Origin of the sequence: Lachnoclostridium sp. An169, from assembly GCF_002160525.1 — a bacterium.
GTDB lineage: Bacteria > Bacillota > Clostridia > Lachnospirales > Lachnospiraceae > Mediterraneibacter > Mediterraneibacter cottocaccae.
The window spans coordinates 133,819-152,476 of sequence record NZ_NFKT01000002.1; the positions used below are offsets into that span (position 1 = coordinate 133,819).

The 18,658-nt window shown below is 47.7% G+C and carries 12 protein-coding genes; all 12 read left to right on the top strand.

Annotated features, from left to right (window positions below):
• The first annotated feature begins 10 nt into the window (after window positions 1–10).
• The 12 genes from B5F07_RS02175 to B5F07_RS02230 all read left to right on the top strand — a co-directional run bounded on the left by B5F07_RS02175 (window position 11) and on the right by B5F07_RS02230 (window position 18,612).
• Window positions 11–2,329: a glycoside hydrolase family 2 protein gene (locus tag B5F07_RS02175; protein WP_087159639.1), complete on the top strand. Its 2,319-nt coding sequence runs from the start codon at window positions 11–13 to the stop codon at window positions 2,327–2,329.
• Window positions 2,326–4,476, top strand: coding sequence for a 1,3-beta-galactosyl-N-acetylhexosamine phosphorylase (gene gnpA, locus B5F07_RS02180; protein WP_087159775.1), 2,151 nt, complete (start codon window positions 2,326–2,328; stop codon window positions 4,474–4,476). Before B5F07_RS02175 ends, gnpA begins: the two co-directional genes overlap by 4 nt.
• Window positions 4,477–4,635: 159 nt before the next feature.
• On the top strand, window positions 4,636–5,943 hold the full coding sequence (locus tag B5F07_RS02185; protein WP_087159640.1) for an ABC transporter substrate-binding protein: 1,308 nt from the start codon (window positions 4,636–4,638) through the stop codon (window positions 5,941–5,943).
• A gap of 83 nt (window positions 5,944–6,026) precedes the next feature.
• Entirely contained in the window at window positions 6,027–6,926 is a 900-nt protein-coding gene (locus tag B5F07_RS02190) for a carbohydrate ABC transporter permease (RefSeq protein WP_087159641.1), read from the top strand.
• Window positions 6,926–7,768: a carbohydrate ABC transporter permease gene (locus B5F07_RS02195; RefSeq protein WP_087159642.1), complete on the top strand. Its 843-nt coding sequence runs from the start codon at window positions 6,926–6,928 to the stop codon at window positions 7,766–7,768. The genes B5F07_RS02190 and B5F07_RS02195 overlap by 1 nt, the downstream gene beginning before the upstream one ends.
• A 136-nt stretch (window positions 7,769–7,904) precedes the next feature.
• Complete coding sequence (locus B5F07_RS02200; RefSeq protein ID WP_087159643.1) at window positions 7,905–9,191, top strand: ABC transporter substrate-binding protein; 1,287 nt, start codon at window positions 7,905–7,907, stop codon at window positions 9,189–9,191.
• A 24-nt stretch (window positions 9,192–9,215) separates the two neighbouring features.
• Window positions 9,216–10,973, top strand: coding sequence for a sensor histidine kinase (locus B5F07_RS02205; protein ID WP_087159644.1), 1,758 nt, complete (start codon window positions 9,216–9,218; stop codon window positions 10,971–10,973).
• A 2-nt stretch (window positions 10,974–10,975) separates the two neighbouring features.
• Window positions 10,976–12,463, top strand: coding sequence for a response regulator transcription factor (locus tag B5F07_RS02210; protein WP_162613029.1), 1,488 nt, complete (start codon window positions 10,976–10,978; stop codon window positions 12,461–12,463).
• A 2-nt stretch (window positions 12,464–12,465) separates the two neighbouring features.
• Complete coding sequence (locus B5F07_RS02215; protein WP_087159646.1) at window positions 12,466–14,556, top strand: glycosyl hydrolase 115 family protein; 2,091 nt, start codon at window positions 12,466–12,468, stop codon at window positions 14,554–14,556.
• A 33-nt stretch (window positions 14,557–14,589) separates the two neighbouring features.
• Entirely contained in the window at window positions 14,590–15,831 is a 1,242-nt protein-coding gene (locus tag B5F07_RS02220) for a rhamnogalacturonan acetylesterase (protein WP_087159647.1), read from the top strand.
• 60 nt (window positions 15,832–15,891) lie between these two features.
• On the top strand, window positions 15,892–17,439 hold the full coding sequence (locus B5F07_RS02225; RefSeq protein ID WP_087159776.1) for a glycoside hydrolase family 28 protein: 1,548 nt from the start codon (window positions 15,892–15,894) through the stop codon (window positions 17,437–17,439).
• Between the two features lie 150 nt (window positions 17,440–17,589).
• Complete coding sequence (locus B5F07_RS02230; protein ID WP_087159648.1) at window positions 17,590–18,612, top strand: AAA family ATPase; 1,023 nt, start codon at window positions 17,590–17,592, stop codon at window positions 18,610–18,612.
• Window positions 18,613–18,658 lie beyond the last annotated feature (46 nt).

Genomic DNA, 18,658 nt, shown 5'->3' on the forward strand with positions numbered 1-18,658 from the left:
AGAAAAGATAATGCCGAGAACAGAGATAAAAATCATGAAAAACTGGGAGTTTGCCCTGGAAGAAAACGGTGAAAAAATCTTTAAAAAGATTGATCTTCCCCACGACTGGGCTGTTACCGCTCCGTTCCAGAAGGATATGGAACAGGGGGAAGCTCAGGGCTTCCGTAAACGCTGGGGAGTAGGCTGGTACAGAAAAAATCATTTCCTGCCGGAAAAAAAGAATGGATACCGGTATTACCTGGATTTTGGCGGAGTCTATGAGAACAGTACTGTGTGGGTCAATGGAACAGAAGCCGGAGGAAGAAAATACGGATACAGCCCGTTCCGCCTGGATATCACAGATCTCGTGAGAGCGGGGGACAATGAGATCCTTGTAAGGGCGGACAATACAGCCAGACCGGTGGACCGCTGGTATAGTGGAGCGGGGATCTACCGAACCGTGAAGTGGCTGGAACTGGAGGAGAAACATCTGGATGAACGGAAGGTGATCATTCAGACAGCACGGGAAGGGGCGGATGGAGTGATCACCGTAGAACCGGGAACAGATGAAAGGGTCCGCCTTACTGTCTGCAGAAAGGATAAGATCTGGCAGACAGATGGGAAGGGAAAAACGCTGCGTATATCGATCCCTCAGGCTGAACTGTGGTCGGCGGAAAATCCTGCGCTCTATGACCTTACTCTGGAACTGCTGGACAATGGCAGGAGTACGGACCAGATCAGGATGAAGATCGGAATCCGGGAATTTTCTTTTGTACCGGGCCGGGGAATGTATGTCAATGGCAGTCCGGTCAAGTTAAAAGGCGTTTGTCTCCATCAGGATGTGGGATGCAGGGGAATTGCGGTGGTACAGGAGTTATGGAGGGAAAGACTCCGGACGCTTAAAGCGATGGGGTGTAACTGCATCCGTACAGCCCACCATATTTACGCGGAAGAATTTCTCGACCTTTGTGATGAGATGGGATTCTATGTCTATGAAGAATGCTTTGATAAATGGACCGGAGGGCTGTACGGAAGATATTTTGAAACAGAGTGGAAAAAAGATCTGACCTGCATGGTGGAACGGGACAGAAACAGGGCCTGCATTTTCATCTGGGGAGTTGGAAATGAAGTGGAGAACCAGGCTCAGCCATCCATGCTGAGCATTCTGAAGATGCTGAAAGAACATGTTGTGAGTCTGGATGGTACAAGACCGGTGACATATGCCATGAATCCTCATTTTAAGAGGGAAAGTGATATTGACGTCTCGAAGATCGAGGATATTCAGAATTTTGTGGATGAGGCAGATGATACAGAGATCTATGATATGGAGGAACGAATTGAGCGGATCGCGGCGATCGGTGAGATCGTGGACATCATTTCCTGCAATTACCAGGAACAGTGGTATGAGAAGATTCACGAAAGGATGCCGGAAAAACTGATCCTTGGGACGGAAGTGTACCAGTTTTTCAAAGGACATGAGAATCAGATCCAGAATTTTATCTGTGAAAACCCGTCTCTTGTACCGGAAAACATAGATTATGTGATCGGAAGCTGTATCTGGACCGGATATGACTATCTGGGGGAATCTATGGGCTATCCGTCAAAGGGGTGGAGCGGGGCGCTGATCCGTACTAACGGAGATAAACGCCCTTCTTATTATCTGATGCAGAGCTACTGGAGTAAGGAACCGATGGTATATTTTGCTGTTATGGATTACAGCCTGGCTGATGAGGGGACCAAGGAACACTGGGATATCCCCATGTATGCAGAACACTGGCATTTCCCGCAGTTTCACAGAACGGTCATCCCTTATATGATCGCCAGTAACTGTGAAAAGGTACGTCTGTTCGTCAACGACAAAGAGTATTTCATTCCGGTGCCTGCACAGTGCCATGACCGGATGCTCACAGGATATATCCCGTATGTTCCCGGAACAGTGACTGTGATAGGATATGACGGAGGAAAAGAAGTGTGCAGAAGAACGGTCACAACTCCCTCGTATCCGGTACAGATCACATTTGATGAAGCGGAATGTGTGGAGATCTCTGCAGGAGAACAGCGGATGCTTACAGTGAGGGCCTGCGATGAAGCCGGAATCCCATGTTTCAGAGACAGTTCTCTGGTAAGATTCTGCCTGGAAGGGAATGGCAGGATACTTGCAGTTGACAGCGGAAACCTGATGAGCAGTGAACCCTGTGACGAAGATCGGATCCATCTGTATCACGGACAGGCATCTGTCCTCGTGGAAGCCGGAGAGAGCGGAGGCTTCCAGATATCTGCATGGGCAGCAGGGATGAAACCGGGAACGATAAAATGTATTGTAAAAGGGAAAGGGAATATCAGAAGATGAACAGTAAGATAGGATTTACCATGCCCGGGGAGTCCGGGTATGAGAAACTGACTCTTGAACTGGCAGAAAAATGGGGAGCAGATGTGATCCGAGACAGTGACGGGACAACGCTCTCCGATGAGATTATTCAGGCAGGATACGGGATCTATTCGACTGTCTGCATGATCCGGGATCACAATGAATGGGCGAGGAAACATCCGGATAAGCTTCAGCAGACTTTTCTGATCTCAAAGCCGGTTACGGCATTATCTGATCTGGCAGTGATTCCTCTGCTGGACGGCTATTATACGGAACAGTTCCGTGTCAATGAGAGTAGCGAGTCACGAAAATACTGGCAGGTATTTGACCGCACGGTAAATGAGGAGGTTCCCGCAGAAAATTGGAAGTATGACGGGGAAGAAAAGACGGTCACTGTAAAGAATACCGTGCCGTTTCACCAGTATACGGTGAATTTTATGGCTTACAGGATCTGGGAAGAGATCTCCATGTACAATCATGTGACAAATAACTGGGACAAAGAGCATCTCATGCCTGTGGATCCCAGATCAGAAGAAGCGCAGGCATATCTGTACCAGTGGCTGGAGCAATGGTGCAGAGAGCACCCGGATACTACGGTTGTCCGGTTTACTTCGATGTTTTACAATTTTGTCTGGATCTGGGGAAGCAGTGAAAAGAACCGGAATCTCTATACGGACTGGGCGTCCTATGATTTTACGGTAAGTCCCCAGGCGCTGGATGATTTTGAAAGAGAGTGCGGATATGCGCTGACGTCAGAGGACTTTATCAATCAGGGCAGACTTCACGTGACTCATATGCCTCCGACAAAGAAACTGTTGGATTATATCGGATTTACCAACCGTTTTGTGGTGGAGTTCGGGAAAAAGCTTGTGGATATGGTCAAATCATACGGGAAAAAGGCATATGTCTTCTATGATGACAGCTGGGTGGGGACGGAGCCGTACAGCAGTCTTTTTCCGGAATTTGGTTTTGACGGAATGATCAAATGTGTCTTTTCCGGCTATGAAGTACGCCTCTGTGCAAATGTGAAAACAGAGGTCCATGAGATCCGTCTGCATCCCTATCTGTTCCCGGTCGGACTGGGCGGGAAACCGACATTTTCAAAAGGCGGCGAGCCGGCGGAAGATGCGAGGCGCTACTGGGTGGCGGTCCGCAGGGCTCTGCTCCGCCAGCCGGTTGAGCGGATCGGACTTGGCGGATATCTTCATCTTGTTCAGGATTATCCGGATTTTGTGGACTGTATTGCGGAGATATCAGAAGAATTCAGAAAAATCGTGCTGCTTCACGAAGAAGGAGACGTATATACCTGTCCTGTCAGGGTGGCAGTTCTGCACAGTTGGGGGGCTCTGCGTTCCTGGAGTCTGTCGGGACATTTCCACGAGACGTATATGCATGATCTGATCCATGTCAATGAGGCGCTTTCCGGGTTCCCGGTTCAGGTGTCCTTCCTGGGATTTGAAGATATTAAGAACGGAGCCCTGGACAGTGTGGATGTGCTGATTAACGCAGGAGCAGCAGGGACTGCCTGGAGCGGAGGAGACCGGTGGAAAGACGATGAAGTGGTGGAAAAGATCAGCCGTTTCGTATATGATGGCGGCACGTTCCTGGGGATCCATGAGCCGTCGGCTGTGCCCGGCTATATGAACTATTTCAGGATGGCAGAAGTGCTCGGGGTGGACAAAGATACAGGAGCGAGAACCTGCCACGGGCGATGGCCGGTTGAGGAAAAACGTGAATATGAAAACGCCTGCATCCCGAAAGGGGAAGGAGTCTTTCTGCTGCATGACAAAGTGGAAGTACTCCGTGCGGAAAAGTCGGAGATACGGGAAGAAAATGTCCCCACTCTCACTGTAAATCGTTATGGAAAAGGACGGGGGATCTATATGTCCCACTTCAGAAAAGGAACGGAAAATAACAGGATGCTGCTTGAACTTCTGCTCTCGGGGATCCATGAAAGGACAGTCTCACTTCCTGATAACCCGGCAGTGGAATGTGCATATTTCCCGGAGAGCAGAATGCTCGTGGCAGTCAATAATTCGGATCAGCCTCAGGAGACAAGAATCGGTGTGGAAGGACGCGAAACTTCTGTAGTCATCGCGCCTTACGGGAGTCAGGCAGTTTCCGTGTGAGTGAATGTCAAAACGGGAGAATGGACAGAAATAGTATAAAAAACAGAGGACATAAAAAATTGATAGGTTTTACCCAAAAAAATTTATATTTATCTGATATACAGAGAGCTACAATAAAGACACTTAAGAGAGAGATACTTAAGAGAGGAGAATGAAGAAATGAAAAAGAAAAGACTGATGGCATGCCTGCTGGCCGGAACACTTGCAGCAGGATTACTGGCAGGATGCGGAAACGGAAACACGCAGAATGAGGGAAGCGAAGGAAGCAGCAGCGAAGGAAAGACCACGATCCGCTTTGCATGGTGGGGCGGACAGGAAAGAGCGGATATGACAAATGAAGCTGTACAGTTGTTCATGGAAAAGAATCCGGACATTGTTGTAGAGACAAGCTTTTATCCTTATGATTCTTATTACGAGAATCTGGCGATCGCTTCCACGTCTGACAACCTGCCAGATGTGTTCCAGAGTTATATCGGATCATCAGAACTGCAGCAGTTTCAGGATGGAGGTCTGATCGAACCTCTGGATACTTATGTGGAAGACGGCCTGATCGACACATCATCTATTTCTGAGAATCTGATAGCTGAAGGAAGTGTAGGAGACAATCTGTACGGTATGCCTTTCGGAATCAATACCCGGGCTATGGTAGTGAACCCGGAGATTTACGAGCAGGCGGGACTTGAGATTCCGGAGAACGGATATGAGTCCTTTGAGGCTATGGAGGCTGATCTCGCAAAGATCCAGGAAGTTACAGGAAAATACGCATCTATGGATTTCTTCCGGCATGCCGGCGATGGTCTGAAATATTACTGCAGACTGCAGGGCGAAACGGAGTTCGCTTCTGAAGGAGACAGCCTGATTGGTTTTTCCAAAGAAACGTTTGTCGACTTCTATACAATGAGATTAAAATGGGCAGAGAATGGTTGGATTCCACCGTATGATGTCACGATGGCTGAGAACGGGGCAGAGGACAGCACACTTGTCAAAGGAGAATCTGCAGTGGGGGTCATCCCGTCAAATCAGTTTCCAAATTATGAGAAAGCGGCGGGCAAAGATCTCCAGATGATTTTACTACCGGGAGCTTCCGTCAGCAAGGCAACAATAGTTCAGGCAGGTGCACATCTGTCTATTGCAAGTACATCGAAAAATAAAGAGGCGGCAGCAAAACTGATCGACTTCCTGCTCAATGATGAAGAGGCAAATGAAATCCTGCAGACCGAGAGAGGAATTCCGGCAGCGGATGACATCCGTGAGGCTATGACTCCCAGCTTTGATGCAACAACAAAGAAGGTATCAGATATTGTGGATAAGGCGCTGGAGTACAGTTCGGCAAATGATCTTCCGGCGATGGCAGGAACTTCCGATATCCAGAAACTGATCGAAGAATATGAAGAGAGGATCATGTACAAAGATGTGACTCCCGAAGAGGCATATGATGCAATAGCGGAAGCTGCCAGTGTGAACTGACAGGAAAATATGCGGGAGCGGCGGTGGAGATACCGGGCTCCCGCATATTTTGTACCCATTTTTCGCTGTGGTTGGAGGTAAATATGAAGAAAAAAAGATTTTTTGAGCTTTATGGCGGATATATCTTCGTGGCACCCTGGCTTCTGGGATTTATCCTGCTGACGCTGATCCCGTTTATCTGCCTGCTCTATTTTTCCTTTACGGACTATAATATGTTCACTTCTCCGGTGTTTGCCGGGCTTAAAAACTATATTGAGATCGTTACGCAGGATGAGAAATTTATTATTTCACTGACAGTAACATTTATCTATGCGCTGATCTCTGTGCCCCTGAAGCTGATTGCCGCCCTGTTGGTCGCTGTGCTCCTGAAGCAGAAGAGAAGAGGAATAGGGATTTACAGAACACTTTTCTATATCCCCTCCATTATCGGCGGAAGCGTGGCTGTCTCTGTAATGTGGAGAAATCTCTTCTCTCGTGACGGTGCGGTGAACGCGCTGATCGAGGCACTTACCGGGATCAATGCAGATATTTCCTGGGTGGCAGATCCGAATACAGCGCTTGGTTCGCTGATCCTGATGTCAATCTGGCAGTTCGGTTCGCCAATGCTGATCTTCCTTGCAGGACTGAAAAATATTTCCACCAGTTATTATGAGGCTGCGAAAGTGGACGGCGCCAACAGCATACAGTGTTTCTTTAAGATCACGCTCCCTCTTCTGTCACCGATCATTTTCTTTAATCTGGTGATGCAGATGATCAATGGATTTATGACATTCACCCAGGGGTTGGTCGTAACGAATGGCGGACCGATGAACCGGACACTGTTCTATCAGCTGTATGTATATCAGCAGGGGTTTGAAGACTTTAATATGGGGTATGCATCTGCCCTGTCGTGTATTATGTTTGTGATTGTCCTGATCCTTACCCTTTTTGTATTCAAGAGTTCGGATGCCTGGGTATATTATGAAAGTGGAGGGAAGAAATAGTGAAAAAGAAGAAAACATTAGGAAGTGTGGCGTTTCATCTTGTCTGTATCCTGTTTGCGCTGACAGCCCTCTATCCTATTATCTGGATGCTTTCCAGTTCTCTGAAAGACAGCTCTCAGGTATTTGTGGATGCGGGTAATCTGATCCCATGGGATTTCAAGATAGAAAATTACGTAAAAGGTTGGAGCGGTTTTGGTGGGATCTCATTTTCCACATTTTTCAGCAATACATTCTTTGTCGTACTGCTGTGTGTACTGGGAACTGTGGTGATATGCCCATTGGTGGCTTACGGGTTTGCGAGACTGAATTTCAAAGGGAAGAACCTGTGTTTCTTTACGGTCCTGATCTCCCTGATGTTGCCCGGACAGATCGTTATGATCCCGCAGTATATCATGTTTAACGAGTTGGGATGGCTGGATACATATCTGCCGTTGATCGTGCCGACGTGGTTCGGAACTGCCTTTTTCATCTTTCAGCATATGCAGTTCATCCGCTCTATCCCTGCGGAACTGGACGAGGCGGCATATCTGGACGGCGCCGGAAAATTTACAGTCTATACAAGAGTGATCCTTCCTCTGATCCGTCCGTCCATCGCAACGTCGGTGATCTTCCAGTTCTACTGGAAATGGGAAGATTTCTTCGGTCCCCTGATCTACCTGACGTCACCGAAAAAATATACAGTATCCGTGGCATTGAAGCTTTTCTCGGATCCTTCATCGATGACGGACTGGGGAGCCATGTTTGCCATGAGTGTGGCGTCCCTGATCCCGCCGGTGCTTCTGTTCTTCTTCTTCCAGAAGAACATCGTGGGAGGCTTAAGCGCCGGGGCGGTAAAAGGCTGAGTCAACTGGTTGGCAAGCTGCTGCTTTTATGGGCATTTTCCGATGTTCATAGAGGCAGCTTTAGCCATATATAAACAGATTGAGTTTTTCAGTGTTTGTTCTTATAATCAGATTAAAGCTGAAGGGAGGAGATTACATGAGAAAATACGGGAAAATGATTCTCTCCGGTATGCTTCTGATATGCCTGTGCACTGGATGCAAAGGACCGGAGCAGGAGATCACAGCTGACCGGGAAACGGAGGAAACTGTGCTGGAAGTTTACGCCGGGCAGAGTGAGAAGGAGAGTCTTGGACTTCTGGCAGAAGCATTTGAGGAGGAAAATCCGGAAATCTCTGTGAATCTTCATTTTATCCCGGATTCAGAATATACACAGCAGATGATGAAGATCAAAAATCAGGAGGCAGAGGCAGACTGCATCTTCTTTCCGGACACGGGGGATGCGGTTCTGTGGCGGGAAAAAGGAATCTTAAAAGATCTGACTGAGTGGTCGGAAGACAGTCCGGTGCTCTCCTATTATCAGAACTGGTATGCCAACATGGAGGAAGACGAAAAATATTCCATGGTACCCTACCGGATTGGCAGAATCTGTGTGTATTACAACAAGACACTTTTTGATGCACAGGAAATCTCTTACCCGCAGGAGGGGTGGACATGGGAAGCGTTAAAAGAGACCGCCGTACAGCTGACCGGATGGTCCGGAAATGAGAAGGTCTATGGAGCGCCGGGATTTGAGGCTTCCGGATACTGGTGGACGCTTCCGGCCAGGACCCGGGGAGCGGTGGATCCGTTCCGGGAGGAAGACCTGGCGGTGTTCCAGGAGACTGCGCAGTGGTGCCATGAGTTTACCAGCGATTTTTCCGGGCCGTTTTCCTATGCTGAATGGGGCGATGACGTGGAAAATAATTATTATACACTGTTTCTGGAGGGAAGGCTCGGAATGTTTTTCGGGGATGACACAGAGGTTAAGATTCTGAACCAGGATATACAGGAGCGGGGGCTTTCTCTGGAATATGATATTGTGTCTCTCCCTGCATGGAATGGAGGGGAATATACGGATGTGTTTAATACAGCGGTAGCTTCGGTGGCAGAAATGTCGGCTCATCCGGACGAAGCGTTCCGCTTTATCGAGTTCTGCACGGGAGAGAAGGGCGCAAGAATACTGGCAGAGAATAACACCGCCCCGGCATGGCAGACAGATGAAATCTGTGAGATCTATCTGAGTTCTGCAGAAAATCCGGCCGGCAGAGAGTATTTCCTGATGAGAGAAGTTCCGGCAGAGACGGCAGTGGGAACTCTGTATCAGGGTGGGATGGAGATCATGAGACAGCAGGTGTCCCTTTATCTGATGGATCAGCAGGAACTGGAATATACATTCCGCAATATCCGCAGGGAACTTGATGAGCTGAGTGAACTGAACTGGTAAAAATACCCGCAGGCAGGAGGAAAGATGAAAGAGAAACAGACTCTTACAAAACGTTTTTTGAAATATCTGCTTTTGATCATTATTGGTTCCAACCTTATTGTGGCACTGTTTTTATATGGGATCATGCGCACCAATGCCATGAACCAGGCAGAGAACCTCCGGCAGAGCCTGATGGAATCCAGCATAACGATGGTAGAACAGTATTTCGAGGATATCAACAATATCGCCGATGCTATCATTTACAACCGGGACATCATTGATTTTATGAGAAGTGACATGGATCTTCCAGGAGATATGGCGCTGCTTAGGGGCGTGGAAAGCCAGTATTATTATTCCCACCCGGAACTGACGATCAGTTTTTATAAAACAGGAAAATGGTCGAGCCGCTATTCGATCGAGGAGAGCGGACGGGCGGTTCCCATTTCCGATTACCGCTATACAGACTGGTATCAGGAGATCATCTGGAAAAGCGGGAAAAATATTCTTATGACCAGTGAGGAGGGGGGAGGAGTTTCTCAGACTTATGTTTTTAAGATTGAAGATATCTACAGCCCCCATACAGTCGGGTATCTGAAGATCGATATGGATATGAATGACCTGCGGGAACGGTTTGTACACAGTTTTAACCAGATCGCAGGGGCGACGATCATGGATAAAGAGGGAAACATCCTGTTCTATGACAAGATGGAGGTTGATATCCCTCTGTCGGTCCTGGAAGCAAATGAGGAAGGAACCTGGGAGGACGGAGATTATATCATATCCTACTGTACGGAGGCGAGTACGGGCTGGTATCTGTGCATGGCCAGTTCCAAGGCAGAGATCATGCAGGCACAGAACCGGATTATTCCGGTGCTCCTGCTGATTCTTGCAGTGATCCTTGCAGTGACTGTGCTCATTTCCGGCAAATGTTTTTCCGTGATCACAGTGAACTTTAAGCGCCTGGTCAACGGGATGGAGCAGGTAAAAAAAGGCGATCTAGATGCAAGGGTGGAGGCGGATACCCAGGATGAGATCGCCATCCTGATCCGGGAATTCAACGATATGATGCAGCGGATCAATGATCTGATCAAACGGGTGGAATCCGAGCAGCTCCTGGTAAAAGAGGCTGAGATCAAGGCTCTTCAGCAGCAGATCAATCCCCACTTCATCTATAACGGTATGGAGACAATTATGGGGCTTGCGAGCGAGGGCATGAACCAGGAGGTCATCACTGTGAGCCGGTGCTTAAGTGGACTTCTGCGATATAATACAAGATTTGAGAATGTGACCGTGATCGCCCGGGAGCTGGAACAGATCCAGAATTATGTTACGGTCATCAAGATCCGGTTCGAAGACCGGTTTGAAGTGTTCTATGATATTGACGACGAGTGTCTGGATTGCCGGGTGCTCAAATTTACATTGCAGCCTCTGCTGGAAAATGCGGTATCCCACGGCCTCAGTGAAACTTATTCGGGAGGCATGCTCCGGATCCGTATCAAAAAGGAAGAGGACAAAGTACTCCTTATGGTCTATGACAACGGCTCAGGGATCGAGCCGGAGAAGCTTAAAGAGCTGAACGAGAGGCTGAAGGTGACAGGAGAACATCCCCTGGAGTATATTGAACAGTATAAGAGTCTGGGAATATTGAACGTGCATCTGCGGTCAAAGCTGTTTTATGGAGACGGATACTCTCTGGAGATCTTCAGTAAACCGGGGCGGGGAACCTGCATTGCGATCAAGATCCCCTATCAGCCCATGGAGCCGAAAGACACATCGGACAATATCATATTGAGAGGGGCATGACCATGTACAGAGTGATGATCATTGATGATGAGAAATATATACGGAAAAGTATACGGAACCGGATGGACTGGGAAAAGTTCGGGATCACGGAGATCGAAGAGGCAGGAAACGGAGAGGAGGCGCTCGCGCTTCTGGATACATTCAATCCGCAGATTGTCCTGGTCGATATCCGCATGCCGAAGATGGACGGTCTGGCGTTTATCGGGGAGGCAAAAAAGACACATCCGGATATCGACTATGTGATCCTGAGTGCATACAGTGATTTTTCATATGCGAAGAGTGCGATCAAGCTGGGGGTAGAGGCGTATCTGCTGAAACCGGTGGACGAAGAAGAGCTGGGAAAGCTTCTGCAGGAGCTGCTGCACAAAAGAAAAGAAGAAAAATTAAGCCGTATATCCAGGAGTATCCAGACGGAACCCGGCGGTCCGGAAATCCCGTTTCACTATAAATGGGTGACTGCGCTGGCGTTTTATTCGGAAAAGGATGAAGAGTACGGTGCGCGGATAGAATCGGCGATGAAGGCGGAAACAGAACAGCACCAGAACTGTTTTTCCTATTATCTGCGGGACTGTTCGAGAAGTACCTGTCATGTGTTTCTGCTGAATACCGAGACCGGTACCCAGGAACTGGCAGGAATCTGCGCGGAAAATGTCATGGACTGGATCGGGGATCCGGATCTTCGGGCAGCCGTTTCCAAAACGTTTGAATGTGAAGGGCTGCAGAAGGCGGTAAGCCAGAGCATCAGTTATCTGAAACGAAAGATATTTCAGCCCGGGAAACGCCTGATCTCGCACTCGGTCTGGGAGACCCGGGATTTTGCGGAGGCTGAGAGGAAGTTCCGCCAGGATCTTGAACGGGTGTACGCTCAGATCTCAAAGGGAGAGTTTGAATACGTGAAGGATGAACTGGGAGATCTTGTGGACGCTCTTCTGACAGAGCAGAATTCCATTGCCTTTATTGAAGAGGGAATTGACGAGATCCTTGTACTTTTAAGGCATCTGCCAAACGAGGCCAGCGGGGATATGGATTTCAATGTCCTCTTCCATGATTTCCGCAGTAAAGATTATCTCCTTGTGTACCATACGGCGGATGAACTGCGGGAGCGGCTCCAGGGTCTTATCCGGCGTCTGGTCGACGTAGTGATGCACAGAGAAAGAGAAGATGTGGTAGAGAAGATCAAAGAGTACATTGAGAGGAACTACGGGGATACCCTGAGCGTGGCATGGCTTGCCGACAAATACGGCCTGAATGTGAGCTATCTGTCCACGCTGTTCAAGGAGCGAACCGGGATCAATCTGGTCTCATATATAGAAGGAATCCGCATGGAAAAGGCAAAAGAACTTCTGAGAGGCAGACAGTGGTCAGTGACAGATATCGCGATCCACACAGGATATGCCAACTCAAACTATTTTTCAAAAGTATTTAAAAAATATACCGGGGTCTCGCCCAGAGAGTTCCGCGATGCAGAGAGAAAGGCAGGAGAAAATTAGAGATGGAATTATTTCTTAATATAAATACAGAGATTATCTATGAGGGTAGCAGTCTGCCGGTTGAGAATGCTCTGGCTGTTTTGAAACGGGATATTGGAAAGGCGTGTCTTCCGTCAGATGAAAACGGATGCAAAATCAGACTGAAAGAACAGGAAATGAAAGAAGAATGTTTCCGCATTGAGGCGGATGACGTTCAAAATGAACTGATTATCCGGGCAGGAGATGAAATGGGATTTATATATGGGATCTATGAAGTCAGCCGGGAAATTCTGGGAATCAGTAATTTCTGGTTTTGGAATGACCAGAGAATAGTCCCAAGGAAAGGATACAGCATTTCTGAAACTTTCAGGAAACAGTCAGTTCCTTTTGCGGTAAGACTGAGAGGGTGGTTTGTAAATGATGAGGTGCTCATACATAAATGGTCTGTAAACAACAGGAAATCAGAACCGTGGGAAATGGTTTTTGAAGCGCTGCTGCGATGCGGCGGGAACATGGTGATTCCCGGGACAGATAAAAATGCTGTTCGTTATCGGGAAACGGCTGCAACTATGGGGTTATACATCACACATCATCATGCAGAGCCTCTCGGAGCAGAAATGTTTGGAAGGGTTTATCCGGAACTTATAGCCTCATATGACCGGTATCCGGAAAAATTTCAGAATCTTTGGAAAGAAGCGGTCAACAGACAGAAGAAATATAAAGTCATCTGGAATCTGGGTTTCAGGGGGCAGGGAGACCGGCCGTTTTGGGAGGAGGATGACAGATACCGGACTCCACAGGAAAGAGGAAAACTGATGAGCAGTCTGATACGTCTTCAGTATGAAATGGTCAGGAAGGAGATTCCGGACGCTGTCTGCTGTACAAATCTTTATGGAGAAGCAATGGAGCTTTATAAAGAGGGATGTCTGGATCTGCCCCGAAATGTGATCAGAATATGGGGAGACAATGGATATGGAAAAATGGTAAGCCGCCGTCAGATGAACCATAACCCCAGAGTTCCCGCACTTCCGGAGAAAAACGATGAGGGAAAGCATGGAATCTATTACCATGTTTCTTTTTATGATCTTCAAGCCGCAAATCACGTGACCATGCTTCCAAATTCACCAGAATTTGTAAAAGATGAACTCGAAAAGGTGTTGCAGTGTAATATGCGGAATTATTGGATTATAAATTGTTCCAATGTAAAACCACATATTTATTTTCTTGATTTTATTGCAAACCTGTGGAAGTGGGGAACAATAGATGTGAGCAGACACAGAAAAAAATATATTTCTATGTATTATAGTGCGGAAAACACCGTACCGGTTGAAAAATGCCTTATTGATTACCATCATTTTTCCGTATCATATGGAGAGAAAGAAGATGAGCATGCCGGGGAACAGTTCCCGAATCATATGACTCGAGTGTTGGTGTCGCAGTACCTGGCGGATAAAAGCAGTCCTGCCGGGGAAATGAAATGGGCCTGCAGTGCTCCTACGTTGGAAGAGCAGATCAAGTGTTTTTTGAATCTCTGCAAAAAAGGAATGTCCGGATACAGGCTGTATATGGAGGAATGCTGTGAAGCGGAGGTATGTCTTGCGGAGACAGCAGGAAAAGAAACATTTTTTGAGCCTGGTGAATGTGTTGGGGCACGCAGACTTTTCCGCGATACTGTACTGTTGCAGTCTCAAATTCTCTATTTTTCCTACACTGGCGCATTCCTTGCCTGCAGCAGCATGCTGACTGCCGTCAGGGGAAACTACAGGGAAGCCTTTTATCTGGCGGGATATGCAAGAGAAAACTTTCTGAAAGCTGATAAAGCAATGCGTTTGAGGGAGCATGGGAAATGGCGTGGGTTTTATGCAAATGAATGCCTGACAGATGTGAAACAAAGCGGATGGGTTATGGAAGGGCTGATGAGCTATATAAGAAATTTGGGAGACGGTCCGCACTTTTATGAATGGCAGTCAGAGTTCATGGATTCGGAAGAGGATCAGCGAATCAAATTGATTCTTAATATGGATAATCATCTGAAGGATCTGGAACTTTATGAACTTATGAAAGCGGATGAAGCATTCTGCACAGTGGCAGTAAAAAATTTGGAAAAACTCTGAAAATGCCATGAACTGAAAAAGCGGAGAAATATAATGGATAAGAAAAGAAAAACTATTACTTTCAGAATGTTTGAACTTGCTCACAAAGAGAAGAATGGAAACGCATTAATTACGATCCCCGACCTGACAAACGGATTTGATGCCGGACTGGAAACCTGGTGGAAGGGGATGGAGCCGGTCAGCTTCTATACGCCAGGTTGTGTCCGACAGGGAATCTATAAGATTCACATCCGCTTAAGAGCGATTGAGGATACAGGTTCCACATTTTTGTTCACGGGACGGAAACAGCTCCAGGATATCCTTTATATGCAGAAGGGGGAAACTCTGGAAAGAGAGTACTATCAGGTAGTGTCTGAGTATGTGCCCAGATACCGTCATCATGCATATATGGTAGAACATCTGTTTTTTACGGTCTGCACTGCAGAGAAAGATGCTGTTGAGGTGGAGGTGTGTACGGCACAGGAGCAGTATCTGCCGAGAGTTTTCCTGTGCGGGGATTCCACGGTTGCGGATCAGTGCGGGGAGATCCCTTATGAGCCCGGAGCATGTTATGCCTCATGGGGGCAGTCCCTCCCTGCATTTCTGGGACTGAATGCTGCTGTGGATAATCAGGCCCACAGCGGGAATACAACGGAGACTTTCCGGAAAGACGGCCATTTCGCCGTGGTACAGCATCACATGGGGCCGGGAGATCTCTGTCTGTTCCAGTTCGGGCACAATGACCAGAAAAGAGCGCATCTCCAGCCGGAGAAAGAATATCGGAGTAATCTGCGCCGGTTTATCGAAGAAGTGCGCCGTGCGGGGGCGGTACCTGTACTTGTTACCCCTCTGGGAAGAAATATGTGGCATGAGGATGGAACTTATTTTGACCTGCTGGAAGAATATGCCGACATGGTGCGCCGCGTCGGAGAAGAGAATGGAACAAGGGTGATCGACCTGCACGAGTATTCCGTGAACTTTTATAAAGAAAAAGGGAAAAAAGAGGCCCGCGGATACTTTCATCCCGGTGACAGCACCCACACAAATGAATATGGTGCATACCTGTTTGCCTCGTTTATCGCGGGAAGACTGGCAGAATATTTTCCGGATGTTTTTCCGGAGATAAGACCGGGAGTGGATTTTAAGCCTCAGGGGAACCTCTGGGAAGAACTGACGGCGGAGATCAACCGGAAAGAAGGAAGTGGTGAGGCGGAAGTCTGGGACCGTGTGGAAAAATCAGAAACCGATCTGATCAAAGCTGTGATGAAGGCAAGAGAAGAAAGCAGACATATCTGATAGAATATCAACTTTCAGGAAAATCTGTGAGAAGAAAACAGGATGGAGTGGAGAGGAAAAATGGAACAAAGAAAAAAAGTGGAACAGAGTTCCGTTAAAATGGAACCTGTCTCTGTCAGGACGACAGATGACAGGATCTGCATTTACTGGGATATGCCGGAGTTTTTTATGGAAGGAGACTGCTACAGGATCTTTCTGGATGGGAAGATGACAGGACAGACGGATAGGACCCACTGGGCATTTGAAGATTTGCCGTCCGAGACATCATTTGATGCCCGGGTGGAATGGATGCGGGGGGAAACAGTCCTGGTTTCGCAGACGCTATCCGTTGAGACGAAGAAAATCAAAAAGATCCTGGATATAAGCAAAGCACCGTATTTTGCTGTGGGAGACGGCAGGACGATGAACACGGAAGCCATCCAGGGGGCTATTGATGACTGTACAGAAGAGGAATGTGTCTATATACCGGAGGGAATCTTTCTTACCGGTGCGCTCACCCTTCACAGCGATATGGAAATTTATCTGGCGGAGGGGGCTGTGCTTCAGGGGACGGACAGAGTGGAAGATTATCTCCCGAAGATTCCCAGCCGTTTTGAAGGGCAGGAGATGATGTGCTACAGCAGTCTGCTGAACATGGGAAGTCTGGATCACGCCAGCGGGCCGAACTGTGAGAATATCGTGATCCGGGGCAGAGGCACCATTGCGGGCGGAGGCAGAGTGCTGGCAGAGAGAGTGATCGCTCTTGAGACAGAAAACCTGAAAGACTATCTGGAATCTCTGGGGGAGAAGATACTGGAATGTGAAAAGCCGGAGACGATCCCCGGACGCTTCCGCCCCAGGCTTATCAATATCAGTAACTGCCGGAATATATATATTTCCGGGATTACCATAAAAGACGGAGCCAGCTGGAACGTTCATATGATCTACTCGGACAATATCGTGACAGAAAACTGTATTTTCCGCTCCAAAGGTGTCTGGAACGGGGATGGATGGGATCCGGATTCCTCGGAAAACTGTACGATATTCGGCTGTACGTTTTATACCGGAGACGACGGGATCGCCATCAAATCCGGGAAAAATCCGGAGGGAAATGTGATCGGGCGACCGTCCCTCCACATACGCATTTTCGACTGTAAAAGTGAGAGCGGACACGGGATCACCATCGGAAGCGAAATGTCCGGCGGAGTGGAAGATGTGATGATCTGGGACTGCGACATGACCAGGTCCAGGTGCGGGATCGAGATCAAGGGCACGAAAAAGCGGGGCGGTTATGTAAGGAATATTGTCGTGAGAAACTGCCGGACGCCCCGGATCCTGATGCACAGTGTACCGTATAATGACGACGGCATCGGAGCAGGAGTTCAGCCGGTATTTGAAAACTGCCGGTTCAGCAGGATCCAGATCACCGGAGAATATGTCGGAGATGAGGATGCGGTGATCCTCTGCGATCCGGTGGAACTCTCCGGATTTGATGAGCCGGGGCATGAACTGAGGAATATCGTATTTGAAGATCTGACACTGGGGAAGAAAGAGAACGTGAGAAAGCAGAATATTTCTTTGGAGTACTGCGGGAATGTGAGTTTTGTGAATGTGCGGACTGCACGGTAAGCAGTCGGGGAGATGGAGTGGAGGCATTGTGCGGGAGTGAGGATATGAAGAGTATATGATTTCTCAGAGAGGTCTTTCGTGATCTTAGAAATCATGGTAAACTATATATGCAGTAATATTATAGTGCATCAGTGAAGAAAGGTGGAGCGGATGGGATTTTATCTGAACAGTAAAAAACCATATCTTCTGTTTCAGGAAGATGTACATTCAGCATACTTTGTTGATAAATCGCAGATTCTTCAATATCTGATCCCTGCAGTCGAACTGACGGAGAATTTCCCGAAAAAGCAAGGGGCAGAGCAGGGGAAAAGTTACAGATATATATGCGTCACCAGACCGCGGCGGTTTGGAAAGACAGTGATGGCAAACATGATTTCTTCCTATTTCAGCAGAGAGAACGACAGCAGTGAGATTTTCCGCAGACTGAAAGCAGCTTCGCTCGATGGATTCCGGGATCATCTGAACCGGCATAATGTCATACACATCATGTTAAATGAGATGCCAAGAAGGTGCAGATCTTATGATGAGTATATCAGGAGGATTGAGACAAGACTCCTGGAAGACTTGAAAAGAGCTTTCCCGGATGTGCCGATCAGAGAGGAGGATGCGCTCTGGGATGCCTTTAACAGCATTATCGAATTCGGGAGCGGTGAGAAGTTCATTTTCATTCTGGATGAATGGGACTTTATCTTCCACAGAGATTTTGTAACGGATAACGATAAGGCAGAATATATCGATTTCCTGAGTAATCTTCTAAAAGATCAGCCATATGTTGAACTGGCATATATGACCGGAATACTGCCGATCGCCAAGTACTCAAGCGGTTCGGAACTTAATATGTTTTATGAATATACAATGGCGGAAGAGGAGGCTTTTTCCGAGTATTTTGGATTTACCGACGATGAGGTGGATGAACTGTTCCGGAAATACCAGTCCGGACGATCTTCAGCAGGGAATGTGACACGGGAAGGACTTCGCATCTGGTATGATGGTTATTACACGAAATCCGGGAAACAGATTTACAATCCATGTGCAGTTGTGGCGTCCCTGGCGAATAACAATCTTGAAAATTACTGGATCAATTCCGGGTCAAATGATGAAATGTTTGATGATAAGAACAAAAAATGGTATGAATGCCAGGTGGAAGTGCTGCGGGATCGCAATGGCATATGATTACATTAAGTTAGAGAAAACTCGGCTCAAAGCTCCTTTAACAGGT

Excerpts from the sequence above, each read along its gene's own strand:
- B5F07_RS02230 (WP_087159648.1), top strand. The coding sequence starts at position 17,590 with ATGGGATTTTATCTGAACAGTAAAAAACCATATCTTCTGTTTCAGGAA.
- B5F07_RS02190 (WP_087159641.1), top strand. The coding sequence starts at position 6,027 with ATGAAGAAAAAAAGATTTTTTGAGCTTTATGGCGGATATATCTTCGTG.
- B5F07_RS02205 (WP_087159644.1), top strand. The coding sequence starts at position 9,216 with ATGAAAGAGAAACAGACTCTTACAAAACGTTTTTTGAAATATCTGCTT.
- B5F07_RS02185 (WP_087159640.1), top strand. The coding sequence starts at position 4,636 with ATGAAAAAGAAAAGACTGATGGCATGCCTGCTGGCCGGAACACTTGCA.
- B5F07_RS02215 (WP_087159646.1), top strand. The coding sequence starts at position 12,466 with ATGGAATTATTTCTTAATATAAATACAGAGATTATCTATGAGGGTAGC.
- B5F07_RS02220 (WP_087159647.1), top strand. The coding sequence starts at position 14,590 with ATGGATAAGAAAAGAAAAACTATTACTTTCAGAATGTTTGAACTTGCT.
- B5F07_RS02175 (WP_087159639.1), top strand. The coding sequence starts at position 11 with ATGCCGAGAACAGAGATAAAAATCATGAAAAACTGGGAGTTTGCCCTG.
- gnpA (WP_087159775.1), top strand. The coding sequence starts at position 2,326 with ATGAACAGTAAGATAGGATTTACCATGCCCGGGGAGTCCGGGTATGAG.
- B5F07_RS02225 (WP_087159776.1), top strand. The coding sequence starts at position 15,892 with ATGGAACAAAGAAAAAAAGTGGAACAGAGTTCCGTTAAAATGGAACCT.
- B5F07_RS02200 (WP_087159643.1), top strand. The coding sequence starts at position 7,905 with ATGAGAAAATACGGGAAAATGATTCTCTCCGGTATGCTTCTGATATGC.
- B5F07_RS02210 (WP_162613029.1), top strand. The coding sequence starts at position 10,976 with ATGTACAGAGTGATGATCATTGATGATGAGAAATATATACGGAAAAGT.